This is a genomic window from Limnohabitans sp. MMS-10A-192 (assembly GCF_003063335.1).
In the GTDB taxonomy this organism is placed as follows: Bacteria; Pseudomonadota; Gammaproteobacteria; order Burkholderiales; family Burkholderiaceae_C; genus Limnohabitans_A.
Genome location: NZ_NERX01000001.1, coordinates 459,091 through 484,311 on the forward strand (window position 1 = coordinate 459,091; position 25,221 = coordinate 484,311).

At 58.3% G+C, this 25,221-nt stretch carries 24 protein-coding genes and 2 tRNA genes; 18 read left to right on the forward strand and 8 right to left on the reverse strand.

From position 1 onward, the window contains the following. Positions 1-7: 7 nt before the first annotated feature. From nusB to B9Z43_RS02360, 4 genes are read right to left on the reverse strand one after another with little or no spacing between them, the layout of a single operon-like run. The gene (gene nusB / locus B9Z43_RS02345; protein WP_108322533.1) at positions 8-514 is read right to left on the reverse strand and encodes a transcription antitermination factor NusB; all 507 of its coding nucleotides are present in this window, start codon (positions 512-514) and stop codon (positions 8-10) included. Further along, the gene (gene ribH, locus B9Z43_RS02350) at positions 514-1,011 is read right to left on the reverse strand and encodes a 6,7-dimethyl-8-ribityllumazine synthase (RefSeq protein WP_108323159.1); all 498 of its coding nucleotides are present in this window, start codon (positions 1,009-1,011) and stop codon (positions 514-516) included. The genes nusB and ribH overlap by 1 nt, the downstream gene beginning before the upstream one ends. Positions 1,012-1,013: 2 nt before the next feature. Further along, positions 1,014-2,141, reverse strand: a complete 1,128-nt coding sequence (ribBA, locus tag B9Z43_RS02355; protein ID WP_108322534.1) for a bifunctional 3,4-dihydroxy-2-butanone-4-phosphate synthase/GTP cyclohydrolase II — start codon at positions 2,139-2,141, stop codon at positions 1,014-1,016. Further along, entirely contained in the window at positions 2,138-2,776 is a 639-nt protein-coding gene (locus B9Z43_RS02360; RefSeq protein ID WP_108322535.1) for a riboflavin synthase, read from the reverse strand. The genes ribBA and B9Z43_RS02360 overlap by 4 nt, the downstream gene beginning before the upstream one ends. A gap of 166 nt (positions 2,777-2,942) precedes the next feature. On the opposite strand from B9Z43_RS02360, the gene phaR reads away from it, so the two are divergent. Further along, positions 2,943-3,545: a polyhydroxyalkanoate synthesis repressor PhaR gene (phaR, locus tag B9Z43_RS02365; RefSeq protein ID WP_108322536.1), complete on the forward strand. Its 603-nt coding sequence runs from the start codon at positions 2,943-2,945 to the stop codon at positions 3,543-3,545. A gap of 57 nt (positions 3,546-3,602) precedes the next feature. Continuing rightward, entirely contained in the window at positions 3,603-4,991 is a 1,389-nt protein-coding gene (rimO, locus tag B9Z43_RS02370) for a 30S ribosomal protein S12 methylthiotransferase RimO (RefSeq protein ID WP_108322537.1), read from the forward strand. A gap of 129 nt (positions 4,992-5,120) precedes the next feature. On the opposite strand, the gene B9Z43_RS02375 is transcribed toward rimO, so the two are convergent. Then, positions 5,121-5,205: transfer RNA gene (locus tag B9Z43_RS02375), tRNA-Leu, on the reverse strand. A 155-nt stretch (positions 5,206-5,360) separates the two neighbouring features. Then, positions 5,361-5,445, reverse strand: a tRNA-Leu gene (locus B9Z43_RS02380). A gap of 50 nt (positions 5,446-5,495) precedes the next feature. Between B9Z43_RS02380 and rnr the strand changes: the two genes are divergently transcribed. After that, positions 5,496-7,778 (forward strand): ribonuclease R, encoded by a 2,283-nt coding sequence (gene rnr, locus B9Z43_RS02385; protein ID WP_108322538.1) that lies wholly within the window; start codon positions 5,496-5,498, stop codon positions 7,776-7,778. A gap of 60 nt (positions 7,779-7,838) precedes the next feature. On the opposite strand, the gene B9Z43_RS02390 is transcribed toward rnr, so the two are convergent. Both B9Z43_RS02390 and B9Z43_RS02395 read right to left on the reverse strand, forming a co-directional pair. Continuing rightward, entirely contained in the window at positions 7,839-9,332 is a 1,494-nt protein-coding gene (locus tag B9Z43_RS02390; protein ID WP_108322539.1) for an NAD(P)H-hydrate dehydratase, read from the reverse strand. Positions 9,333-9,337: 5 nt separating this feature from the next. Further along, positions 9,338-10,693: an amidase gene (locus B9Z43_RS02395; protein WP_108322540.1), complete on the reverse strand. Its 1,356-nt coding sequence runs from the start codon at positions 10,691-10,693 to the stop codon at positions 9,338-9,340. Positions 10,694-10,899: 206 nt separating this feature from the next. Between B9Z43_RS02395 and rpsB the strand changes: the two genes are divergently transcribed. The 15 genes from rpsB to carA all read left to right on the forward strand — a co-directional run bounded on the left by rpsB (position 10,900) and on the right by carA (position 25,221). Then, the gene (gene rpsB, locus B9Z43_RS02400; RefSeq protein ID WP_108322541.1) at positions 10,900-11,649 is read left to right on the forward strand and encodes a 30S ribosomal protein S2; all 750 of its coding nucleotides are present in this window, start codon (positions 10,900-10,902) and stop codon (positions 11,647-11,649) included. Positions 11,650-11,727: 78 nt separating this feature from the next. After that, entirely contained in the window at positions 11,728-12,621 is an 894-nt protein-coding gene (gene tsf / locus B9Z43_RS02405; protein ID WP_108322542.1) for a translation elongation factor Ts, read from the forward strand. A gap of 53 nt (positions 12,622-12,674) precedes the next feature. Continuing rightward, positions 12,675-13,397, forward strand: a complete 723-nt coding sequence (pyrH, locus tag B9Z43_RS02410) for a UMP kinase (protein WP_108322543.1) — start codon at positions 12,675-12,677, stop codon at positions 13,395-13,397. Positions 13,398-13,421: 24 nt separating this feature from the next. Continuing rightward, a complete protein-coding gene (gene frr / locus B9Z43_RS02415; RefSeq protein WP_108322544.1) occupies positions 13,422-13,982 on the forward strand; it encodes a ribosome recycling factor in 561 nt (186 codons plus the stop codon). Between the two features lie 73 nt (positions 13,983-14,055). Further along, a complete protein-coding gene (locus B9Z43_RS02420) occupies positions 14,056-14,904 on the forward strand; it encodes a phosphatidate cytidylyltransferase (protein ID WP_108323161.1) in 849 nt (282 codons plus the stop codon). A 10-nt stretch (positions 14,905-14,914) separates the two neighbouring features. Continuing rightward, entirely contained in the window at positions 14,915-16,111 is a 1,197-nt protein-coding gene (gene ispC / locus B9Z43_RS02425) for a 1-deoxy-D-xylulose-5-phosphate reductoisomerase (protein ID WP_108322545.1), read from the forward strand. A gap of 157 nt (positions 16,112-16,268) precedes the next feature. Beyond that, positions 16,269-18,539, forward strand: a complete 2,271-nt coding sequence (gene bamA, locus B9Z43_RS02430) for an outer membrane protein assembly factor BamA (protein WP_108323163.1) — start codon at positions 16,269-16,271, stop codon at positions 18,537-18,539. After that, positions 18,539-19,057 (forward strand): OmpH family outer membrane protein, encoded by a 519-nt coding sequence (locus tag B9Z43_RS02435; protein ID WP_108322546.1) that lies wholly within the window; start codon positions 18,539-18,541, stop codon positions 19,055-19,057. The genes bamA and B9Z43_RS02435 overlap by 1 nt, the downstream gene beginning before the upstream one ends. Before the next feature lie 23 nt (positions 19,058-19,080). Continuing rightward, positions 19,081-20,067, forward strand: coding sequence for a UDP-3-O-(3-hydroxymyristoyl)glucosamine N-acyltransferase (gene lpxD, locus B9Z43_RS02440; RefSeq protein ID WP_108323166.1), 987 nt, complete (start codon positions 19,081-19,083; stop codon positions 20,065-20,067). Between the two features lie 2 nt (positions 20,068-20,069). Next, the gene (gene fabZ, locus B9Z43_RS02445; RefSeq protein ID WP_108322547.1) at positions 20,070-20,516 is read left to right on the forward strand and encodes a 3-hydroxyacyl-ACP dehydratase FabZ; all 447 of its coding nucleotides are present in this window, start codon (positions 20,070-20,072) and stop codon (positions 20,514-20,516) included. Positions 20,517-20,521: 5 nt separating this feature from the next. Further along, positions 20,522-21,316 (forward strand): acyl-ACP--UDP-N-acetylglucosamine O-acyltransferase, encoded by a 795-nt coding sequence (lpxA, locus tag B9Z43_RS02450; RefSeq protein WP_108322548.1) that lies wholly within the window; start codon positions 20,522-20,524, stop codon positions 21,314-21,316. 6 nt (positions 21,317-21,322) lie between these two features. Beyond that, positions 21,323-22,498: a lipid-A-disaccharide synthase gene (gene lpxB / locus B9Z43_RS02455; protein ID WP_233249994.1), complete on the forward strand. Its 1,176-nt coding sequence runs from the start codon at positions 21,323-21,325 to the stop codon at positions 22,496-22,498. Further along, the gene (gene rnhB, locus B9Z43_RS02460) at positions 22,470-23,087 is read left to right on the forward strand and encodes a ribonuclease HII (RefSeq protein ID WP_108322549.1); all 618 of its coding nucleotides are present in this window, start codon (positions 22,470-22,472) and stop codon (positions 23,085-23,087) included. Before lpxB ends, rnhB begins: the two co-directional genes overlap by 29 nt. Beyond that, the gene (locus tag B9Z43_RS02465) at positions 23,084-23,851 is read left to right on the forward strand and encodes an RNA methyltransferase (RefSeq protein WP_108322550.1); all 768 of its coding nucleotides are present in this window, start codon (positions 23,084-23,086) and stop codon (positions 23,849-23,851) included. The genes rnhB and B9Z43_RS02465 overlap by 4 nt, the downstream gene beginning before the upstream one ends. A gap of 206 nt (positions 23,852-24,057) precedes the next feature. Then, positions 24,058-25,221 (forward strand): glutamine-hydrolyzing carbamoyl-phosphate synthase small subunit, encoded by a 1,164-nt coding sequence (gene carA, locus B9Z43_RS02470; protein WP_199222234.1) that lies wholly within the window; start codon positions 24,058-24,060, stop codon positions 25,219-25,221.

Sequence of the window (25,221 nt, forward strand, 5' to 3'; positions counted from 1 at the left end):
TGTGGCGTTACTTGATGCGACCGGCCTGGCGGTCGGCTTGCACTTCGGCGGCACGCAGCTCGGGGGCCAAGCCACCCAGCACGGCGTTGACGTATTTGTGACCGTCGGTGCCGCCAAAGTCCTTGGCCAGCTCGATGCACTCGTTGAGGACCACGCGCCAAGGCACGTCGAGGCAGTGTTGCAATTCGTAGACGCCGATCCACATCACGGCGTGTTCAACAGGCGAGATCTCGGCAAAACTGCGGTCCAGCTTCGGCGCAATCAGGGCGTCCAGGGCTTGCGCTTGTTCGGTGCAGCCGTAGAGCAGGGCGTCGTAGTGGGCCGAGTCGGCTTTGTGAAAGCCAGACAGGTCACGGGTGAAGACGTCGATGTCCGAGGCTTCGTTCTTGCCCACAATATGTTGGTACAGCGCCTGCAGCGCAAATTCGCGCGAGCGGCTGCGGGCTGGCTTGGCCGAGGACTTGCGCGTGCCTGCAGCGACTGTCGTGTCGCTTGTGGAGGTCTGATCGTTCATCAGGCGTTCTCTTCGTCGTCAAGTTCTTCGGCCAGATCGGCCGACAAGTCGTCCATGATGCAGGCCATCTCGACCGCCACGCGGGCAGCATCGCGGCCTTTTTCGGTCTGGCGCACGATGGCTTGTTCCAGGTTTTCAGTGGTCAAAATCGCGTTGGCGATCGGCAGGTTGTAGTCCAGCGACACGCGGCTCACGCCGGCACCGGATTCGTTGGCCACCAGCTCAAAGTGGTAGGTCTCGCCACGGATGATGCAGCCAAGAGCGATCAATGCGTCGTATTCGGCCCGCTCGGCCATGGCTTGCAGGGCCACAGGCACTTCCAGCGCGCCGGGCACCATGACGTGGTCGATGCTGGTCACGCCCAGTGCTTCGAGTTCGGCGATGCAGGCTTTGGCCAGGGCGTTGGTGATGTCTTCGTTGAATCGGGCTTGCACGATACCGATGTGCAGGAATTGCCCGTCGAGTTCTTGTTCTTGACCTTTGTTCGCTTCGAGCATGTTCATTCCTTGGGGATGTAGCCGGTGATTTCGAGGCCGTAGCCGGTCATGCTGGGCATGCGGCGGGGTTGACCCATGAGTTTCATTTTGTGCACGCCGCATTCGCGCAGGATTTGGGCGCCGACGCCATACGTGCGCAAGTCCATCTTGCCGCGCTCGGGTGCTTGGGCCGAGCGGGCGCGGCCTTCAAACTGGGCCAGCAGCTGGTCGGCCGATTCGCCGCAGTTGAGCAGCACGGCCACGCCGCAGCCTTGGGCGTTGATGTATTGCAAGCTGGTGTCCAGGCTCCAGGAGTGCATGGCGCGGTTGACTTCCAGGGCATCCAGCACCGACAGCGGCTCGTGCACGCGCACAGGCACTTCCTGGTCGGCCGACCATTGGCCTTTGACCAAAGCCAAGTGCACGGTCTGGCTGGGTTGGTCGCGAAACGCGTGGGCGGTGAATTCGCCGTGGGCGGTTTGCAGCGTGCGGCTGCCGATGCGCTCGACCAGCGATTCGTTGCGGCTGCGGTATTGGATCAGGTCGGCGATGGTGCCGATTTTGAGGCCGTGTTCGGCGGCGAAGATTTGCAGATCAGGCAGACGGGCCATGGTGCCGTCGTCTTTCATGATCTCGCAGATCACGGACGATGCGCTGCAACCGGCCATGGCGGCCAGGTCGCAACCGGCTTCTGTGTGCCCTGCGCGCATGAGCACGCCGCCATCCACCGCTTGCAGCGGAAAGATGTGACCGGGCTGCACCAGGTCGGTGGGCTGGGTGTTGCGCGCCACGGCCACTTGCACGGTCTTGGCGCGGTCGGCGGCGGATATGCCGGTGGTCACGCCTTCGGCCGCTTCGATGGAGACGGTGAACGCGGTGCTGTACACGGTGCCGTTGCGCGCTGCCATGGGCGGGAGCTTCAAGAATTCGCAACGCTCGCGGGTGAGGGTCAGGCAAATCAGGCCACGGCCAAAGCGGGCCATGAAGTTGATGGCTTCGGGCGTGACGTGGTCAGAGGCCAGCACCAGATCGCCTTCGTTTTCGCGGTCTTCTTCATCGACCAGGATCACGATGCGACCGGCTTTCATCTCGGCCACGATCTCTTCGACAGGCGAGATCGCCACGGGGGTCAGTGTCGCGGGGGCGTTCATGCGGTGTCTTTCTGGATCAGGCCAGCGCTGAGCATGCGCTCAACATATCTGGCCACGGTGTCGATTTCGAGGTTGACCCGGCTGCCTGCTTTGAGGCTACCGAGGGCGGTGTTTTCAACGGTGTGCGGGATCAGGTTGATGCTTATTTCACAGCCTTGCGCCAAATCGGCCACTTTGTTCACCGTCAGGCTCACGCCATTGACCGTGATGGAGCCTTTGTAGGCGAGGTATTTGGCCAGCGCATGAGGCGCTAGGATGCGCAGCTCCCAGCTTTCGCCAATTTGCTCGAAATGGCTGATTTGGCCTACACCGTCGACGTGACCGGACACGATGTGTCCGCCCAGACGGTCGTGGGCGCGCAGCGCTTTTTCCAGGTTGACGGTGCCTTCTTGGTCGAGACCGCTGGTCTTGTCCAGCGATTCGGCCGAGATGTCGATCGTGAATTGACGGCTCTCGGGGTGGAAGGTGGTGACGGTCATGCAAGCGCCGTTGAGGGCGATGCTGTCGCCCAAGCCCACATCGTCGAGGTACCCGGCGGGGGCCTCGATGGTGAGGCGCTTGCCATGGTGTAAAGAGCGACCCAGGTCGTGAATGGCGACGATTCGCCCCACGCCGGTGATGATTCCGGTAAACATAGCTGTCTATTTTCGCAGGGATTGCGCTGGAATCGGGCTGTACGGCAAGAAAAACCTTGATCGGTGCGTATTTCCCCGATGTCAGGGGTGGCTGGAAGCACTTATCAGGGTAAACCGCGTTTGCCCCGTTCCGGTGCATGCCTAGAATGTGTTGCAGTGCAGCACAATGTTCAGCTGCCTGTGCTTTTCTTGGAGCCTTTCTGTGCCGAACCCGTCTTCTTCTCGCGATAAATCGTCTGAGTCCACTTCGGCGGCTTCTGTGCGCACGATCAAAAAATACCCCAACCGCCGTTTGTACGACACACAAAGCTCGAGCTATGTCACCTTGGCCGAGGTGAAAAAGCTGGTGATGGACGCTACGCCCATGGTGGTGCGCGATGCCAAAACTGGCGAAGACCTGACCCGGTCGATCTTGCTGCAAATCATTTTGGAGGAAGAGACGGCAGGTGTGCCCATGTTCAGCGAGGCGGTCTTGTCCAACATCATCCGCTTTTATGGCCATGCCATGCAGGGTTACATGGGCTCTTATTTGGAGAACCATGTCCAATCCTTCATGGATTGGCAATCCAAATTGGGGGCCAACAGCCAGCCTCTGAGCCCAGAGGTGTGGGCGCAGTTCATGCAGTGGCAAAACCCGATGATGCAAAACATGTTCTCTGGTTTGGCCAATCCCTCCCAGAACATGGTCGCGCAAATGCAAGAGCAGATGCAAAAACAGATCCAGAAGAACGCCGAGCAGATGCTGGGCGTGCTGGGTTTGAGGACTTGATGGGCGTTGGATGCCCTTTTGTCACAGCGCAGTCGTTTTTGCGCGGACAATCGGGGGATGAGCGAAACGATTTCCACACCCGCCCCCAAAGTGGGCTTTGTCAGCCTGGGTTGCCCCAAGGCTTTGACCGACTCCGAGTTGATCCTCACGCAATTGAGCGCTGAGGGTTACCAGACCTCCAAAACTTTCGACGGTGCCGACCTGGTCATCGTCAACACCTGCGGCTTCATCGACGACGCAGTCAAGGAAAGTCTGGACACGATTGCCGAAGCCCTCAACGAAAACGGCAAAGTGATCGTGACGGGCTGCCTGGGCGCCAAGACCGGCGAGGGCGGTGGCAACATGATCCGCGAAATGCACCCCAGCGTGCTGGCCGTCACGGGCCCGCATGCCACGCAAGAGGTGATGGACGCTGTGCACACCCATTTGCCCAAGCCGCACGATCCTTTCATGGACTTGGTGCCGGGTGGCTTTGGCGAAGCCGGTTTGAAGCTCACGCCGCGCCACTATGCGTATTTGAAAATCAGTGAAGGCTGCAACCACCGCTGCACGTTTTGCATCATCCCATCCATGCGCGGCGATTTGGTTTCGCGCCCGATTGGCGATGTGCTCAAGGAAGCCAAGGCTTTGTTTGAAGGCGGCGTCAAAGAACTCCTGGTCATCAGCCAGGACACCTCGGCCTATGGGGTGGATGTGAAATACCGCACGGGTTTTTGGGACGGCAAGCCGATCAAGACCCGCATGTTGGAGCTGGTGCGCGCTTTGGGCGAGATGGCCCGCGAGCACGACGCCTGGGTGCGTTTGCACTATGTGTACCCGTACCCCAGCGTGGACGACATCATTCCCTTGATGGCCGAGGGGCTGGTCTTGCCTTATCTGGATGTGCCGTTTCAGCACAGCCACCCCGATGTGCTCAAGCGCATGAAGCGGCCCGCCAGTGGCGAGAAGAATCTGGAGCGCATCCAGCGCTGGCGCGAGCTGTGCCCCGAGCTGGTGATTCGCAGCACTTTCATTGCCGGCTTCCCTAGTGAGACCGAAGAAGAGTTCCAGCATTTGCTCGACTTTTTGCGCGAAGCGCAAATCGACCGCGCCGGTTGCTTTGCCTACAGCCCGGTCGAGGGCGCCACAGCCAACGAGTTGCCAGGCATGCTGCCCGATGAGGTGCGTGAAGCGCGCCGAGCCCGCTTCATGGCCGTGGCCGAAGAAGTGTCGATTGCCCGCTTGCAGCAGCGTGTGGGCTTGACCATGCAAGTGCTGGTCGATTCGGCGCCAGCGATGGGCCGACGCGGTGGTGTGGCACGCAGCTACGGTGATGCGCCCGAGATTGATGGCGTGGTGCGTTTGTTGCCGCCCGAAAAAATCAGCAAGACATTCAAGGTGGGTGAACTCATCCGCGCACGCATCGTGGCCGTGGAAGGCCACGACCTGGTGGGAGTGCCGGTTTGATTGGCGGCCTGATGCCGATCAGCCGCAAGGCTGACGGCGCGGGCCATCGTTCATCGCTTTGTGAAATGGGCAACAAAAAAGCCGTTGATCGGAAATCAACGGCTTGCAATGCATCTTATTCGATAAGAATGGTGCCCAGAAGAGGACTCGAACCTCCACGATGTTACTCGCTAGTACCTGAAACTAGTGCGTCTACCAATTCCGCCATCTGGGCATCTCAGGAAGCTTTGAATTATAGGGCATCCACATCGTCTCTTCGGGCTGGACGTGAAGAAAAGTGCAAATTTATCGCGGCAACAGTCAGACGCAAAAACAAAAAAGCCGATGACTTGCGTTCATCGGCCGATATGGGTTTGTGTTTGTTTAAGATGGTGCCCAGAAGAGGACTCGAACCTCCACGATGTTACTCGCTAGTACCTGAAACTAGTGCGTCTACCAATTCCGCCATCTGGGCATCTCAGGAATCAAGGATTGTATATTAAAAAATTAGCTCCAACCAGCGGGATGCTGGATGAAATCGAAGGTCAGGTGCAAGGGCACCGTGATGGCCATGGCTTCCTGATTCGTGACAATGGCGAGTCGGATATTTACCTTTCGCCCAACGAGATGCGCGCGGTGCTTCACCGCGACCGGGTCAAGGTGCGCATCGTGCGCCAGGACCGCAAAGGTCGGCCCGAAGGGCGCATTGTCGAAATCGTTGAGCGACCCGAGCAGCCCATCATTGGCCGCTTGTTGCAAGAAGCTGGTTTGTGGCTGGTGGCCCCTGAAGACAAGCGTTACGGCCAAGATGTGATGATCCCCAAAGGCGCCACGGGCACGGCCAAGCCGGGCCAGGTGGTGGTGGTCGAATTGACCGAGCCGCCCGCCTTGTTCGGACAGCCAGTGGGCCGCGTGAAAGAAGTGCTGGGCGAGATTGACGATCCAGGCATGGAGATCGAAATTGCGGTGCGCAAATACAGCGTGCCGCACGAGTTCTCTGCAGGCTGCCTCGAACAGGCCAAGGGCTTGCCCGACAAGGTGTTGGCCAAGGACCGCAAGGACCGTGTGGACTTGCGCGATGTGCCGCTGGTCACGATCGATGGCGAAGACGCCCGTGACTTTGACGACGCGGTGTATTGCGAGCCGGCCAAAGTGGGCCGAGGCAAGGGCTGGCGTTTGTTGGTGGCGATTGCCGACGTGAGCCACTATGTGCAAACCGGCAGTGACATCGACATCGATGCCTACGACCGTGCCACCAGTGTTTATTTTCCGCGCCGGGTCATCCCGATGTTGCCGGAGAAACTCTCTAACGGCTTGTGTTCCTTGAACCCGGATGTGGACCGCTTGTGCATGGTGTGCGACATGCTGGTCAACGCCAAGGGCGATGTGCATGCCTACCAGTTTTACCCGGCGGTGATGCACAGCCATGCGCGCTTCACTTACACCGAAGTGGCTGCCATTTTGGCCAACACCCGTGGGCCAGAAGCGGCCAAGCGCAAGGCGCGCGTGACCGACCTGATGAACTTGCAGGACGTGTACAAGGCTTTGCTCGCTTCGCGTGCGGTGCGCGGTGCGGTGGACTTTGAAACCACCGAAACCCAGATCGTGTGCGACGAAAGCGGCCGCATTGAAAAAATCGTGCCACGTGTGCGCAACGAAGCGCACCGCCTGATTGAAGAAGCCATGTTGGCGGCCAACGTTTGCAGTGCGGATTTCATCCAGCAGGGCAAGCACCCTGGTTTGTTCCGGGTGCACGAAGGTCCCACGGCCGAGAAAAAAGACATCCTGCGCAATTACCTCAAGGCCCTGGGGTTGGGCTTGAGCATCAGCGACGACCCGCACACCAGCGAGTTCCAGAAGATCGCACAAGCGACCAAGGACCGCCCGGACGCGCAGCAGATCCACACCATGCTGCTGCGCTCCATGCAGCAGGCCATTTATACGCCGGTGAACAGTGGCCACTTTGGCTTGGCTTACGAGGCCTACACCCACTTCACCAGCCCCATCCGGCGTTATCCGGATTTGCTGGTGCACAGGGTCATCAAGTCCATTTTGTTGGGTCGTAAATACCAGTTGCCCCAATTGCCGGTGCCAGGCGAGGCGCATGCCAAGCTGACCAAGCGGCTGGAAAAAAACAAGGCCGCTAAAGGCGCTTCTGACGCGAATGCCCCTCGCGTGCGCATGTCGGCCGCCGACCAGCAAGCCTGGGAAGCCGCAGGCCTGCATTGCAGCGCCAACGAGCGCCGAGCCGACGAAGCCAGCCGCGACGTGGAAGCCTGGCTCAAGTGCAAATACATGCGCGAGCATTTGGGTGAGGAATACGGCGGTGTCGTGTCTGCTGCGACCAGCTTCGGTATTTTTGTGACCTTGGACGCTCTGTATGTGGAGGGTTTGGTGCACATCACCGAGCTGGGCGGTGAGTATTTCCGCTTCGATGAATTGCGTCAGGAGCTGCGCGGAGAGCGCACGGGTATCCGCTATGCCATTGGCACGCGGGTGCAGGTGCAGGTCAGTCGGGTGGATCTGGATGGTCGCAAGATCGACTTCCGACTGGTGCACCCCGGTGATGATTTGCTGCCGCGCGCCATGCGCGACAAAGGGTTGTCGGCACCAAGCTCTCCTGAAGGCGTGCATGGCAAAAAGCATGGGGGGCCTGCCCGAGGCGATCGCGCCGCGGACCGCCGCATGGCCGATGCGGAGCGCAACCGCTCGCCGATTCAGGCGCTCAAAGCTTCGGTCAAAAAGGCTTCTGCCAAGAAAACCAGCGCCAAGAAGAAGGGCCCTCGGACCAGCAAATCGCGCCGTTGAGCCGATGGTGCCCTGAAGCGGCCATGCACCGAGGTGCATGGCCGTTTTGCATGGTGCGTTTCAGTACAAGGCCCGAGCCAGTTGGCTGGCCGTGAGCGACTGGCCTGCAGGCCAGTCATCCGCCACTTGGCCGTGTTGGTGCACAGCGGCGCAAGCGGCATCAAAGGCGCTCAGGCTTTGTGCCATGCGAGCGCCAATGAGGCCGGCCAGCACATCGCCTGTGCCACCGATGGCCAATTTGCCGTTGCCGGTGGTGTTGATGCGCGGGGTCTGCCCGGGTGCTGCGATCACGCTGCCTGAGCCTTTGAGCACCACAACACAATCGAACAATGCCGCCAGATCTCGGGACGCTTGCAAGCGATTGCTTTGAATGCTCGCGGTATCGGTTTTCAAAAGCCTTGCAGCTTCCAGGGGGTGTGGTGTGATCACCGTGGCCTGTTGGAGGCCACGGCCGCGCAAGGCCTTGGCCAGTGATTCGTCTTGTGCCACCGCGTTCAGCCCATCGGCGTCCAACACCAGTTGCGCGCTGCGTGCCAGCACTTCGGCAAGGAGGGGCTGGATGGCTTGTCCGCCACCGCAGCCACACACGACATGCAGTTTTTCCAGGTCCAGTTGCGTCCAGGGGCGTTGCATCAGATCCGGCGGTACCGACACGGCGGACTCACCCAGCAGACTGAGCATCACCCGGCCAGCGCCTGCGTGAAGCGCGGCCGTAGCGGCCAATACAGCCGCGCCGCTCATGCCCATGCCATGCAGGGCCATCGGTTCGCCGCCGATGATGGCAACATCGCCGTGACTGCCCTTGTGGCTGGCGTGGGCCTTGGGGCCTTGTTCGCCAGGCGTGTTGAGCCAAGCCTGCGGCTGAAGACGGACGGGCTCTTTGGCGTCTGAATCGAGGCTTTCCAACCAGATGTCTCCGCAGACATCTCGGCCATGACCCATGAACAGTCCCGGTTTGGCCGCAACAAAAGTCAGTGTGTGATGGGCTCGTACGGCCCGCGACGGTGTCTGTGCATCCGCGCCCAGAAGTTGGCCAGACTGCGCATCCAGCCCTGTGGGCAAATCCAGCGCCAGAACTTGTGCCCGGGACTGGTTGATGGCGTCGACCCAAGTTTGGATTTGAGGGCTCAGTGGCCGGGATGCGCCCAAGCCCAACAAGGCGTCGATGCACAGGTCTTGCGGACCCATGCCTGCGATCCAGTCCTGCGGTATCTCGGTTTGTACCGTGAGCCCTGCTTGCAGTGCTCTGGCCAGTGCCGCTTGTGCATCGGCGGCTTGTTGGTCCCGGTCGATCAGCAGGCTGACCCGCACCGTTTTGCCTGCCAGGTGCAAGTGCATGGCAGCCTCCAGGCCATCGCCTCCGTTGTTGCCGGGGCCTGCTGCGACCCAAATGCGCTGGGCATGCGGGGCCACGGCAAGGGCCAGTTGTGCCGCGGACAGGCCTGCAGCTCGCATCAAGGGCGTTGGACTGCGGGCCTGAAGTTGTCGCTCCAGGCTTTTCAGTGGGTCGCGTTGAAAAACAGGCCAGTTGGAGGTGGGGGCCAAGCGTTGCATGGTGTTCAGGCTTTTTGAAGCAGGGGCTCGAGCAGCAAGGCCAGCTGAAGGATGGTGTCGTCGTGCATGGCACCGTGCCAAGCCATCAGGCCCACGGGCAGTTCACCCGGGGCGTGGCAGGGCAGACTGATGCCGCAGCCATCCAGCGTATTGACGGCGGCGGTGTTGCGCAACAACAGGCTATTGACCCGGAAGAATTCGGCATCGCGTTCTGGCCCCGGTGCTACATCGCGCAAGAGTGGCGCCACGATGGGGGTGGTGGGGGAGAGCACGGCATCGTGCTGGCGCAAGGCGGCTTCGACCCGCTGTATCCAATCGGCGCGGGCATGCAGCAGGTCGATGTATTCGTGGGCCATCATGCCTGCGCCAATGCGGATGCGTTGTGCCACCCGTGGGTCGTAAAGTTCAGCGTTTTGGGCCAGGTGTTGCCGGTGCCAAGCGTAGCTTTCCGCTGGGCTGAAGCCGCCGGTGCGCATCATGGGGCCGATTTCAAGCAGCTCGGGTAAAGCGATTTCTTCAATTTGAGCGCCTGCCGCACGCAGTGTTTGCAAGCTGCGCTCAAAGGCACGGCTCACCGGGGCGTCCATGCTGTCTTGCATGAAGTCTCGAACCACCGCAAGCCTGTAGCTCGACAAAGGCTTGTCGGTTTGGGGTACCCGGCGGCCCGACAGGATTTCGTGTGCCAGGATGGTGTCGCGCACCGTGCGTGTCATGGCGCAGACGGTGTCCAGTGTGGTGGACAAGGGCAGGGTGCCCTGTGTGGGGACCCATCGGGCCGTGTTTTTGAAACCCACGATGCCGTTGAGTGCCGCCGGAATGCGGATGGAGCCGCCGGTATCTGATCCCAGGCCGATGAAGGCCGCGCCAGTGGCCACGGAAACGGCTGCGCCAGAGCTGGAGCCGCCTGGCACCCTCGGGTCTTGGGCATCGCCAGCAGCTGTGTCGGTCAAGGCATCCCAGGCAGCAGGGGTGCCGTGGTGCGGGTTGACACCCACGCCAGAGAAGGCGAATTCGACCATGTTGGTGCGTCCGATCAAGCCAGCCCCAGCAGCGCGCAAGCGCGCCACGGCTTGCGCATCCTTTTGTGCCAGCGGCTGATCGCGCAAAACCACCGATCCGGCGGCGGTGCGTTGCCCTTGCACATCAAACAAGTCCTTGACCGAGACCGCCAGACCGGCCAAAGGACGGGTCTGGATGGCGACCTGACTGGCCGTTTGCTCAAATGTTTCAGGGGTCAACAGCAAGAAGGCGTCGCGGCATTGCGCCCCTTGCGCGATGTCCAAACAGGCTTCGGCCACGCTTTGCGGATGGATTTCGCCATTCAAAATGGCTTGACGGGTGGCGATCAGGTCTTTTTTCATAAGAGGCGGCTGTGTTCAGGAGGTGTCAGGATGCTATAATCCTAAGGCTTTGTACAGCGCGATGGCTGTCTCTTGGGTAGCTTTCCCAAAGGGCAGATCGGCCGCGTTGTCAGAGCACATCCGCAAACCCGCCCCATCAAGGTGTTGCGCCGACTCGTTGGCGTGATCAGTGGGCTGGATTTAAGACACAACCTTTGGAGTACTTTATGTCCGTTACCATGCGCGAAATGCTGGAAGCCGGTGTCCACTTCGGTCACCAAACCCGCTTCTGGAACCCCAAGATGGCCCCCTTCATCTTCGGCCACCGCAACAAAATCCACATCATCAACCTGGAAAAATCGCTGCCGATGTTCCAGGATGCGATCAAATTCGCCAAGCAGTTGTCTGCCAACCGCGGCAACATCCTGATGGTCGGCACCAAGCGCCAAGCCCGTGAGCTGGTGGCTGCTGAAGCCCAGCGCGCTGGTGTGCCTTTCGTTGACCAACGCTGGTTGGGCGGCATGCTCACCAACTTCAAAACCGTCAAGACCTCGATCAAGCGTCTGAAGGACATGAAGGCTCAGCAAGAAGTCGGCCTCGACAGCCTGAGCAAAAAAGAGCAGCTGATGTTCAAGCGCGAGATCGAAAAGCTCGAAAAAGACATCGGTGGTATCCAGGACATGGCCACTTTGCCTGATGCGATCTTCGTGATCGACGTGGGCTACCACAAGATTGCCATCGCCGAAGCCAAGAAATTGGGCATCCCATTGATCGGTGTGGTGGACTCCAACCACTCGCCTGAAGGCATCGACTACATCATCCCCGGCAACGACGACTCGGCCAAGGCCGTGGCTTTGTACGCCCGTGGTATCGCTGACGCCATCATCGAAGGCCGTGCAAACGCCGTCAACGACGTGGTCAAGGCCGTGACTGAAGGCGCTGACGAGTTCGTCGAAGAAGCCAACGCTTCTGCTTGAGTCCCCAAGACTCGATGAAAGGGGCTTTGTGGCCCCTTTTTTTTAATCTGACTTTTAGACTGAATACGGAGAAATCAAATGGCTGCAATTACCGCAAGCATGGTCGCTGAACTGCGCGCAAAAACCGACGCCCCCATGATGGAGTGCAAAAAAGCCCTGACCGAGGCCGATGGCGACATGGCCAAGGCGGAAGAGCTGCTGCGCGTCAAGCTGGGGACCAAGGCTGGCAAGGCCGCATCCCGCGTGACCGCTGAAGGCGTGGTGACCAGCTTTGTCAATGGCACCACAGGCGCCATGATCGAAGTCAACTGCGAAACCGACTTCGTGACCAAGAACGACAGCTTCCTGGCTTTGGCCAACGCCGCCGCCAAGCTGGTGGCTGAGCACAACCCTGCCGACATCGCTGCTTTGGGCGAGTTGCCTTACAGCCAAGACGGTTTCGGCCCCACGCTGGAAGAAGTGCGCAAAGGCCTGATCGGCAAGATCGGCGAGAACATGAGCTTCCGCCGCTTCAAGCGTGCCGCTGGTGGCGCCAAGATCGCCAACTACCTGCACGGCACTCGCATTGGCGTGTTGGTCGAGTACGAGGGTGACGAAACCGCTGCCAAAGACGTTGCCATGCACGTGGCCGCGATGAAGCCTGTGTCCTTGACCAGCGCCGAAGTGCCTGCCGAGTTGATCGAGAAAGAGCGCTCAGTGGCTGCTGCCAAGGCCGTTGAGTCGGGCAAGCCTGCCGACATCGCCACCAAGATGGTCGAAGGCTCGGTGCAGAAGTACCTGAAAGAAGTGTCTTTGTTCAACCAGTCTTTCGTCAAGAACGACAAGCAAACCGTGGAGCAGATGCTCAAGGCTGCAGCCACCACGGTGAGCGCATTCACCCTGTACGTGGTGGGTGAAGGCATTGAGAAGAAAGTCGACGACTTTGCCGCTGAAGTGGCCGCCCAAGTGGCTGCTGCGCAAGCTGCAGCTTAAGTTGAACCCATCGCGTCATCCCATCGTTCGTTCCCATATTGAAGGAGTCCATCATGTCCCAAGCCAAGCCAGCCTTTAAGCGCATCTTGCTCAAGCTGTCCGGCGAGGCCCTGATGGGGGATGATGCTTTCGGTATCAATCGCGCCACCATCGTGCGCATGTCGGAAGAGATCGCGGAAATCACGCGTCTCGGCGTCCAAGTGGCGGTGGTGATCGGTGGCGGCAACATTTTCCGGGGTGTGGCGGGTGGCTCGGTCGGTATGGACCGTGCAACCGCCGACTACATGGGCATGCTGGCCACGGTGATGAACTCTTTGGCCCTGGCTGACGCCATGGACAAGGCCGGTTTGACAGCGCGTGTCATGTCGGCCATCGGGATCGACCAAGTGGTCGAGCCCTATGTTCGCCCCAAGGCTTTGCAGTACCTCGAAGAAGGCAAGGTGGTCGTTTTTGCAGCGGGCACTGGCAATCCTTTCTTCACCACCGACACCGCGGCTGCCTTGCGTGGCGCAGAGATCGGTGCCGAAATGGTGCTCAAGGCCACCAAGGTGGATGGCGTGTACACCGCTGACCCCAAGAAAGACGCATCGGCTACCCGCTACAGCAAAATCAGTTTTGACGAAGCCATTTCGCGCAACCTGGGCATCATGGATGCCACCGCTTTTGCCTTGTGCCGCGACCAGAAGCTGCCGATCAAGGTGTTTTCGATCATCAAGAACGGCGCCTTGAAACGCGTGGTGATGGGTGAAGACGAAGGCACCCTGGTTTATGCTTGATCCTGTTCTGACGAGGAGAACCCCATGACGATTGCTGACATCAAAAAAACCACCGAAACCAAGATGGATCAGTCCATCGCGGCATTCAAGAACAACCTGACCAAAATCCGCACAGGCCGTGCCAATCCGGCTTTGCTGGACACGATCCATGTCGATTACTACGGCTCACCCGTGCCTTTGTCGCAAGTGGCCAACGTGTCTTTGATGGATGCCCGCACGATCAGCGTTCAGCCTTGGGAAAAAGGCATGGGCGCCAAGATTGAAAAGGCCATCCGCGAGAGCGAATTGGGCTTGAACCCCGCCTCCATGGGCGATCTGATCCGTGTGCCGATGCCGCCCATGAGCGAAGAGCGTCGCAAGGAAATGACCAAACTGGCCCGTACCGAAGGTGAGAATGGCAAGATCGCCATCCGCAACCTGCGCCGCGATGCCAATGAATCGGTGAAAAAGCTGGTCAAGGACAAGCTGGCCTCTGAAGACGATCAAAAGCGCGCTGAAGCCGATGTGCAAAAATTGACCGATAAGCGCATGACCGAGATTGATCAACTGGTGGCCGCCAAAGAACAAGAGATCATGGCGGTCTGAGTTTGCACACGATGCCGTGGCCATCCACGGTCTGAATGGCCGCCCTTTGGCGGCCTTTTTTTCTGGAGAACGCATGCTCAAGCAAAGAGTCATCACTGCACTGGTCTTGCTGGCCTTGTTGCTGCCCGCCTTGTTTGCGGTCAATCCCTGGCCCTTCATGGCTTTGACGGTGGTGTTGATTGCTGCTGGGGCATGGGAGTGGGGCCGCTTGAATGCCATGGGACCGCTGTGGTCATGGGTGGGGGCGCTCGTTGCGCTGGCCTTGTGTGGTCTGGCGCAGCGCTGGGGCTGGGTACAGGCGAGTCCTCCGCAGGTTTGGTTGCTGGCAGGCGCGGGTTGGGTCTTGTTGGGGGCTTGGATGATTGGTCGTGGTGTTGCGGCATGGGCCTTGTGGCCGAAGACCTTGCGTTGGGTGGTTGGTTTGTGCCTCCTAGTTATCGCTTGGTTGGCCATGGCGCAAGCCCATCAGCGCGGTGTGAATTTCTTGTTGTCGGTATTGGTTCTGGTGTGGGCGGCTGATGTGTTTGCCTATTTCTTTGGGCGTGCTTTTGGGGGGCGTCTGGTGGGCGTGAAACTGGCACCCAGCATCAGTCCCGGCAAAAGCTGGGAAGGTGTGTTTGGCGGCATGCTGGGGGTGATGCTGGTGGCACTGGTTTGGACTGAAGTCGATCGCCGTTGGGCGCTGCCCAGTCAGAGCTTTTATTCCTTGCTGTTTGCCAAAGGCGCCTGGGTGGCTTGGCCCGCTTTGCTGTTCATGTGCGCCCTGAGTGTGGTGGGTGATCTCGTGGAGTCGCTGGTCAAACGCAGCGCAGGCATGAAGGACAGCTCGGGTTTGTTGCCAGGGCATGGCGGCGTGCTCGACCGTGTCGATGCTTTGCTGCCCACCTTGCCATTGGCCATGATGTTGGTGACCTGGATTTGAAGGCCGATCGATGAACAAGAAGCAAAGTATCACCATTTTGGGTTCTACCGGTTCCATCGGGACCAGTACCCTGGACGTTTTGGCACGTCATCCCGAGCAGTTTTCGGTCTATGCCCTCACGGCTTCCAGCCAGGTGGACCTGATGTTGGCCCAGTGTGCGCAGTTCAAACCTCAAATCGCCGTGATGGTCCGTGAGGACGCTGGGCGTTTGCTGGCAGATCGGGTGAAGGCCGAAGGCTTGCCCGTGGAGGTGCGGTGGGGCGCACAGGCCCTCGATGAGGTGTCGTGTGCGCCTGAAGTCGATGCTGTGATGGCGGCCATTGTGGGCGCAGCAGGTTTGTCACCCTGTTTGGCTGCAGCACGTGCGGGCAAGCGATTGCTGCTGGCCAACAAGGAAGCCCTGGTGGTGGGTGGCGAGGTCTTTTTGTCGGCTGTGCGCGAGGGTGGGGCAACGCTGCTGCCCATCGACAGTGAGCATTCGGCCATTTTCCAGTCTCTGCCCGAAGACCCCACAACCTGGCAGCGTCGTGTGCACAAGATCATCCTGACGGCTTCAGGAGGGCCGTTTCGTGGTCGTGATCCTTCTACCCTCAAGGATGTGACCCCCGAGCAGGCTTGCGCCCACCCCAATTGGGTCATGGGGCGCAAAATTTCGGTGGATTCCGCCACCATGATGAACAAGGCGCTGGAGGTGATCGAGGCGCGTTATTTGTTCGGCATGTCCCCGGATCAACTCGAAGTGGTCATCCATCCCCAGAGCGTGATCCACTCGATGGTTCAGTACAAGGACAATTCGGTGGTCGCTCAGTTGGGCACGCCAGACATGCGTGTGCCCATTGCTTACGGCTTGAGCTGGCCTGAGCGCATGACGTCTGGCGCCTCGGCGCTGGATTTTCACGCGCTGGCGGCCATGACTTTTGAAGCCATGGACGGACATGGCCATCCGCAGCGTTTTCCAGGCATCCAACTGGCGTGGGAGACGCTCAATGGCGCACCTGGCAGCTGTGCCTTGCTGAATGCGGCCAATGAAATTGCGGTGGAGGCTTTTTTGAATCGGCAAATTCGCTTTGATCAGATCCACGTGGTGAACCGGGCAACGCTGGATGAGCTGAGCTGTCCTGCACCGAAGGATTTGCAAGATTTGATGACGCTTGATCGTCAAGGTCGTGAAATGGCCCGATCCATTGTTTTGAGATTGGCTGCTTAACAAACAGTCTTTTACCCCGATGGCGTCTCTTCTTGTCTTGGGTGTGCAGATGTCTGAGATATGATCTTTGCAGCCTTGTTGCAGGCTTGCCCGTCATGAGTTCTGCATTCCCATTTTCAATGGATCATCCATGAATTTTTCTTTTCTTCCATCGCGCATGAACCAGACTGCATTGGGTCTGCTGGTGTCTGCTGTCGTTTGTTCGCCTGCCTGGGCCGTCGACCCTTTTACAGTTCGGGATATTCGCGTGGAAGGACTGCAGCGGATTGAGCCTGGAACGGTCTTTGCGTCTTTGCCATTTCGTGTTGGTGACCAATACACCGATGACAAAGGCGCGTCAGGCATTCGTGCCTTGTTTGCCTTGGGCCTCTTCAAAGACGTTCGCCTTGAGACGCAGGGCGATGTTTTGGTCGTCGTCGTGGAAGAGCGTCCTTCTGTGGCTGCGGTGGAATTCATTGGCTTGAAAGAGTTTGACAAGGATGTTCTGCACAAGGCACTCAAGGAGGTGGGCCTGGCAGAAGGGCGGCCTTACGACAAAGCCTTGGCAGACAAGGCTGAGCAAGAGCTCAAGCGCCAGTACATCAGCCGCAGTCTCTATGGTGCTGAAGTGGTCACCACCGCCACGCCCATTGACCGAAACCGCGTCAACTTGTCTTTCACCATCACCGAGGGCGGTCCTGCCAAGATCGCCAATATTGAGATCGTCGGGAACAAGACTTTTTCAACAGACACCTTGCGGGATCAATTCAATTTGGATACCGGCGGTTGGATGAGCTGGTACACCAAGTCGGATCGTTATTCCCGCACCAAGCTCAACGGTGATCTGGAGGCTTTGCGCTCTTACTATCTGGCACGAGGATTCTTGGAGTTCCGCATCGACTCCACCCAAGTGGCCATGTCACCAGACAAACAAAAAATGACCATCACCATCAACATCCATGAAGGTGAGCGCTTCGTGGTCTCGGGGGTCAAGCTGGAGGGCAACTATTTGGACAAGGAGTCTGAATTCAAGCCACTCGTGAAGATCGCCTCGGGTGAGCCCTACAACGCTGAAACAGTGGCTGAAACCACCAAGGCCTTCACGGAATATTTCGGCAAATTCGGCTTTGCTTTTGCCCGCGTAGAGGCCAAGCCCATCATCGACCGTCAGAACAACAGGGTGCAGTTCGTGTTGGTGGCGGAGCCATCGCGCCGAGCTTATGTCCGACGCATCTTGTTGGCGGGCAATAACCGAACCCGAGATGAAGTCATCCGCCGAGAGTTCCGTCAGCTGGAGGCGGCTTGGTATGACGGCGACAAGATCAATCTGTCGCGCGATCGGGTGAACCGTTTGGGTTATTTCACCGATGTCAATGTGGATACCCAAGAAATCGCAGGATCTCCGGATCAGGTGGACTTGCTGTTCACCGTCGCTGAAAAGCCGACCGGCAGCGTGTCTTTGGGCGCTGGTTTTTCCTCCACAGAAAAAGTGGCCCTGACTTTCGGTATCCAGCAAGAGAACGCATTCGGGTCGGGCAATTATCTCGCTGTGCAGGTCAATACCAGCAAATACAACCGCAATTACGTGGTGAGCACAACCGACCCGTACTTCACTCAGAACGGTATCTCACGCTCGATTGATTTGTTTCATCGGACCACACGGCCTTATTTGGGTGATTTGAATGCCTACAGCCTGGTGAACTCTGGCATTGGCTTGCGCTTTGGCGTACCTGTGACCGAGACAGACCGCGTGTTCGTCGGCGCTAATTTCGAGCAGACGCAAATTGTTGCCGGCACAGGTTTGCCCACAGCCTATAAAGACTATGCGGCTAAATTCGGTTCAACCAGCACAGCCTTACCATTGACATTGGGCTGGGCGAGAGACGGCCGTGACAGTGCTTTGGTGCCGACGAGAGGATCTCTTCAAAGCTTCACGGCGGATGTGAGTGTTGCCGGTGATGTGCGCTACGCCAGATCCAACTATAAATTCCAGCAATACATTCCTTTGAGTAAAAAATACACCTTTGCTTTCAATACCGATTTGGGTTGGGGTCAAGGTCTGAAGGGTCAGGAGTACCCGTTGTTCAAAAACTTCTATGTGGGTGGCTTGGGCAGTGTGCGTGGTTTTGAACAATCAACCCTTGGTCCAAAGTCTGATGGCGTCTATCTTGGCGGTGCTAAAAAGATGGTCTTCAATGCTGAGTTCATCACGCCATTTCCTGGGGCAGGTAACGATAAAACTTTGCGCATGTTCGGCTTCATGGACGCCGGTTACGCTTTCAAGGACACAGAAAATGTTTCATTCAGTGCGCTCAGGGCATCTGCAGGTATCGGTTTGAGCTGGATCTCACCCATGGGCCCATTGCGCTTTTCATATGCTGTGCCGGTCCGTCAACAGACTGACGATAGAATTCAAAAACTTCAATTCCAAATCGGAACTTCTTTCTAATGAAAACGCTTCCTCAACATTTCACACTTGCAATGATTGCTGGTGTCGCCGCTTTTTCTACCATGGCTCAAGCTCAGGAGTTCAAGCTGGGCTTTGTGAATACCGAGCGGATCTTCCGCGAGGCTGCAACAGCCAAACAGGCACAAGCCAAGCTTGAGCAAGAGTTCTCGCGCCGCGAGAAAGAGTTGGTGGATGCGGGCAACGCCTTGAAGCAAGTCTCGGAGAAGTTTGAGCGCGAAGCGCCCACTTTGGCCGAGTCACAGCGGACCGCTCGTCAAAAACAGCTGATTGAACAAGACCGCGAATTTCAGCGCAAACGCCGTGAGTTCCAGGAAGATCTGAATGCTCGCAAAAATGAAGAGCAACAAGTTGTGGTGGAGCGCGCCAACCGTGCGGTCAAGCAAGTTGCTGAATCCGAAAAATACGATGTGGTCTTCCAGGAAGCCGTGTACATCAACCCCAAGCACGACATCACTGAAAAAGTGATCAAGGCACTCAACGCCTCTGCAGGCAAATAACAGGTTCTGACCTGTTGGAAATGGTGGCATTGAAGCTTGGATCAATTGTTGAGGCACTCGGTGGCCGCTTGTTGGGGCCAGCCGAATTGCAGATCGCCGGCCTAGCACCTTTGCAAACGGCGCGTGCCGATCACATCAGCTTTCTGAGCCATCCCCGTTATCAAAACCAGCTGGCCAACAGTTTGGCTGGCTGCGTCATTGTGGCCCCCGCGTTCGAGGCGATGGTGGCAGATCGCCAAGCCGCCATCGTCACCGATGATCCCTACCTTTATTTCGCACGCTTGACCCGTTTGTGGAAGAGCGCACAGCACCCTTCCCGTGGACCGCGCATTCACCCCAGTGCCGTCATCGATCCTGATGCCTCGGTCGCGGCTGATGCTGTGATTGGGCCTTTGTGTGTGGTCGAGCGTGGTGCTCGGGTTGGCTCGGGGTCTGTGCTCAAGTCACGTGTCACGCTGGGTGAGGACTGCCGCATCGGCGATCGCTGCATTGTTCATGCTGGCGTAGTCATCGGTGCGGATGGTTTTGGCTTCGCACTGCACAAAGGGCAGTGGGAAAAAATTGAGCAACTGGGTGCAGTGCGCATTGGCGATGATGTGGAAATTGGCGCCAACACCTGCATTGATCGCGGGGCATTGGACGATACGGTCATCGAAGATGGCGTCAAGCTCGACAACCTGATTCAGATTGGCCACAACGTTCACATTGGCAAACACACGGCCATGGCCGGCTGTGTCGGGGTGGCTGGCAGCGCCCACATTGGTGCGCACTGCACCGTGGGCGGTGGTGCGATTGTGTTGGGTCATTTGACGGTGGCCGACCATGTGCACATTTCTGCCGCCTCTGTGGTCACGCGCTCGATTGCTCAGCCAGGGCAATACACGGGCATGTTTCCGCTGGATACCAATGCCAATTGGGAAAGAAACGCCGCCAGCCTCAAACAATTGTCCCGATTGCGTGATCGCATCAAAGCGATCGAGACCCGTATTCAAGATAACAAGGAAAATTGATCATGATGGACATTCACCAAATTCTCAAACAGTTGCCACACCGCTATCCCATCTTGCTGGTCGATCGCGTACTGGAACTCGAAAAAGGTGTGCGCATCAAGGCCCTCAAGAATGTCTCCATCAACGAGCCGCACTTCCAAGGGCACTTTCCGCATCGTCCCGTGATGCCGGGCGTGCTGATGCTCGAAGCCTTGGCCCAGGCGGCAGCCTTGCTGGCTTTTGATACTTTGGGAGAGACGCCTGATGACCAGACGGTGTACTACTTCGCCGGCATCGATGGCGCCCGCTTCAAGCGTCCTGTGGAACCCGGTGATCAACTGATTTTGGAAGTGGAGTTGGACCGCATGAAGGCCGGTATCTTCAAATTCAAGGCGCGCGCCAAGGTGGGTGACGAGATCGCCACAGAAGCCGAGTTGATGTGCACCATGCGGAAAATCCCTCAGGCCTGAACACCATGAGCAAGATCCATCCAACGGCCATCATCAGCCCTGGCGCTGAGCTTGACAGCTCGGTGACTGTCGGACCTTACACCGTGATCGGTCCACATGTGCGCATGGGCGCGGGCACGACGGTGGCCAGCCACTGTGTGATCGAAGGCCACACCACGATCGGCCGTGACAACCGGATTTTCCAGTTCAGCTCTTTGGGCGCCGTGCCACAGGACAAAAAATACAACAACGAGCCATGTGAACTGGTCATTGGAGACCGCAACACGATCCGCGAGTTTTGCACCTTTAACATCGGCTCGCCAGGTGACCGCGCCGTGACGTCGGTGGGCAATGACAATTGGATCATGGCGTATGTGCATCTGGCACATGACTGCATGGTCGGCAACCACACCATCTTTGCCAACAACACGCAATTGGCAGGCCATGTGGTGGTCGATGACTGGGTCATTCTGGGCGGCTTCACGGTGGTCCACCAGTTTTGCCGCATCGGTGCGCACAGCTTCACGGCCATGAACTCCTTGCTGTTCGCGGATTTGCCGCCTTTTGTCATGGCGCAAGGGCAACCTGCCCAAGCGCGTTCGATGAACTTTGAAGGCTTGCGCCGCCGTGGGTTCACACCTGAGCGCATCAGTGCGGTCAAAGCCATGCACAAGGCGCTTTACCGCGACGGCTTGTCTTTGGCCGATGCCATGGCACGCATTGCCGGTTTGACCGAGAAGACCCCTGAGGCGGCAGACGACGTGAAGATGATGATGGATTTCCTGTCGACCGCATCCCCTCAACGCGGCATCGTGCGTTGATCCTTTATGGTTGATCTGGTCGCTCATGCACAGCAGGCCCCTTCGGGGGCCTTGTCCTTTGGCATGGTCGCCGGTGAAGCTTCGGGCGATTTGCTGGCGGGTCTGCTGATTCAAGGTTTGCGACAACGTTGGCCACAGGCCCAGGGCTTTGGCATTGGCGGCCCACGTATGGCTGCCTTGGGCTTTGATGCCTGGTGGCCTCACGAACGCCTGGCGGTCCGGGGCTATGTCGAAGTGCTGCGCCACTACCGTGGGATTGTGGCCATTCGTGAACAACTCAAGCAGCGCCTGTTGGCATCCCCGCCCGACGTGTTCATCGGGGTGGATGCCCCTGATTTCAATCTGGATCTGGAAGCCCATCTCAAAGCCGCAGGCATTCCCACGGTGCACTTTGTGTGCCCCTCCATCTGGGCGTGGCGACCCGAGCGCATTGAAAAGATTCGGCGCAGTGTGGACCACATGTTGTGCATTTTTCCATTTGAACCCGAGTTGCTGGCATGCGCTGGCATTGATGCCACTTATGTGGGGCATCCTCTGGCGCAAACCATTCCCATGACGCCAGACCGTATGGCCGCACGCCAAAGCTTGGGCCTGGATCAGGATCGTCCGGTGGTCGCCTTGTTGCCCGGCAGTCGCCAATCCGAGATCGAGCATTTGGTGCCGCGTTTCATTCAGGCCGCGCACATCATGCAAAAGAAGCAGCCCCTTCTGCAGTTCGTGTTGCCTGCGATCCCGAGCTTGCAAGCGGTGGTTCAAAGCCTGGTCGATGCGCAAGGCGGTTTGAGCGGACTGCATGTTCTCAAGGGTCAATCGCATCAGGCTTTGGCGGCCTGTGATGTGACCTTGATCGCCAGTGGCACTGCCACGCTGGAGGCTGCTTTGTTCAAGCGCCCTATGGTCATTGGTTACCACATGAATTGGCTCAGCTGGCAGATCATGAAGCGCAAGCAGTTGCAGCCCTGGGTAGGCTTGCCCAATATCTTGTGTCAGGATTTTGTGGTGCCAGAGTTCATCCAAGATCAATGCACGCCTGAATCCCTGGCAAAGGCCACACTCGAATGGCTTGCGCAAGCTGACCGTGTGGATGCGTTGCAAACCCGTTTCAAGCTGCTGCACCAGACCTTGCAGCGCGATACCGCAGATTTGGCGACCCATGCCCTCGAAAAAGTCCTGGGCGCTTGATCAGGCGCCATTGAATTTTGATGTGCCCGGCCTGATGGCCGGTGTGGACGAGGCTGGTCGCGGCCCTTTGGCGGGGCCCGTCGTGGCTGCGGCCGTGATTCTGGATGACTTGCATCCGATCGCCGGTCTCAATGACTCGAAAAAGCTCAGCGCCAAGCGCAGAGAAAAATTGTTCGATGAAATCAAAGCCAAGGCCTTATGCTTTTCGATCGCCGAAGCCACAGTGCAGGAGATTGACGAGATCAACATCCTGCAAGCCACCATGCTGGCCATGAAGCGGGCGGTGGAAGGTCTGCGCCTCAAGCCCGTGAAAGTTCTGGTGGACGGCAACCGTTTGCCCGCCATTGACATCCGCGCAGAAGCGATTGTTCAAGGCGATGCCTTGGTGCCCGCTATCTCGGCGGCATCCATCTTGGCCAAAGTGCACCGTGATCGGCTTTGCGAGCAAATGCACGCACAGTACCCGCAATACGGCTTTGACCAACACAAGGGCTATGGCACGGCTGTCCATCTGGCGGCGTTGCAAGCCCATGGCCCCGCCGAATGCCACAGACTGACTTTTGCCCCGGTGGCCAGGAGTGTTCGATGAATCTGATCACCTCGCGTGACAACCCTTTGGTCAAGTCCATACGCCGCTTGGCGCAAGACAGCTCGGCCTACCGCAAGGCCGGGCAATTCTGGCTCGAGGGTGATCATTTGTGCCGCGCAGCTGTGCAACGCGGTGTACGGCCTTTGCAGGTGGTGCTGACGGAGTCCTTTTGGCAAGAGCAAGGCGCCCAATGGGCACTGCAGGGCGACCAGTTGATCGTCATGCCGGATGCTTTGTTCGCCACTTTGAGCGGCCTGGAGTCACCCGCCCGCATGGGCTTTGTGGTGGCCTGGTCGGACCAAGCGGCAGTCTTGCCTGATGCATCCACGGTCATCCTGGACCGTTTGCAAGATGCAGGCAATGTCGGCGCCATTTTGCGTTGCGCATCTGCTTTTGGTTATCGGCAGGTTTTGGCGATCAAAGGCACCGCTGCACTGTGGTCGCCCAAAGTCCTTCGGGCGGGCATGGGTGCTCACTTTGGATTGCATTTGGTGGAGTCGGCGAGCGAGGCTGATGTGGCCGCCTTGGCGGTGCCTGTCCTGACCACCAGTTCCCATGCAGGTTCTTTTTTGCACGAGCTTTTGAAAAATGGGCAGTTGAAATCCCAGTGTGCCTGGCTCTTTGGCCATGAAGGGCAGGGCGTCAGCGAGGCTTTGATGCTGCATGCTCGGCAAATGGTTCGCATTGCACAACCGGGGGGCGAAGAGTCGCTGAACGTGGCGACCGCGGCGGCCATTTGTTTGCATGCCAGTGCGACGGCTTAAATTTGATTATTTTTGTGTACGTGTAGCGGGTTTGTGGAAGGTGCATGTCAGGGTTTTCGAGATGCTCCTCGGCTATAATAGGAGGCTTTCCCGCATCAACCCGTACGCCACAGTCCATCCCAGGCCCAATCCTCGAACAAGCAGCCAAAAAGAGACCCGATCTCTGATGCGCGCTGAGGCGTACCCGAACTATTCCGGAGAACCCAGTGCTTTTGTCTCTTCAGGGAACCTTCCCGCCCGCCATCTTGGCGCTCGCAGACGGCACGGTCTTTATCGGCAACTCGATTGGAGCCACCGGCTCCACAGTCGGCGAAGTGGTGTTCAACACCTCGCTCACCGGCTATCAGGAAATCCTCACTGACCCCAGCTACTGCCAGCAGATCGTCACTTTGACGTACCCGCACATCGGTAACTACGGCGTCAACGTGGAAGACATCGAAGCTGACAAAGTCCATGCTGCTGGCTTGATCATCAAAGACTTGCCTTTGGTTGCAAGCAACTTCCGCTCTAGCCAAACCTTGTCGGCCTATTTGGCTGATGCAGGCACCGTGGCCATTGCCAACATCGACACCCGTCAACTCACACGCATCTTGCGCACCAAAGGCGCGCAAAACGGCGCCATCGTGGGCTTGGCCAAAGGTCAAGAAGTCACACAAGCTGTGATCGACCAAGCGGTGGCAGCAGCCAAAGGCGCACCCAACATGGCTGGCCTCGATCTGGCGCAAAAGGTCACCGTGTCCAAGTCGTATGAGTGGACACAAACCGAGTGGACCTTGGGCAAAGGCTACGACACTTTGACCGAGCCCAAATTCCATGTGGTCGCGTACGACTTTGGCGTCAAGAAAAACATCTTGCGCATGTTGGCCGAGCGCGGTTGCAAGGTCACTGTCGTGCCCGCCAAAACGCCTGCGGCTGAAGTGCTCAAGCACAAGCCCGACGGCATCTTCTTGTCGAATGGCCCAGGCGACCCACAGCCTTGCGATTACGCGATTGCAGCTGCGGCCGAGTTGATCGAAACCGGCATTCCCACATTTGGCATTTGTTTGGGACACCAAATCATGGCCTTGGCCAGTGGTGCGAAAACTTTCAAGATGAAGTTTGGCCACCATGGTGCGAACCACCCCGTGAAAGACCTCGACTCCGGCCGCGTGTCCATCACCAGTCAAAACCACGGTTTTGCGGTGGACGAAAAATCATTGCCTGCCAATTTGCGTGCCACGCACGTGTCTTTGTTTGACGGCACCTTGCAGGGCTTGGCCCGCACCGACAAGCCCGCGTTCTGCTTCCAGGGTCACCCCGAAGCATCGCCTGGCCCCCACGACATTGCTTACCTCTTTGACCGCTTCATCCACCTGATGGAGGCGAAATAA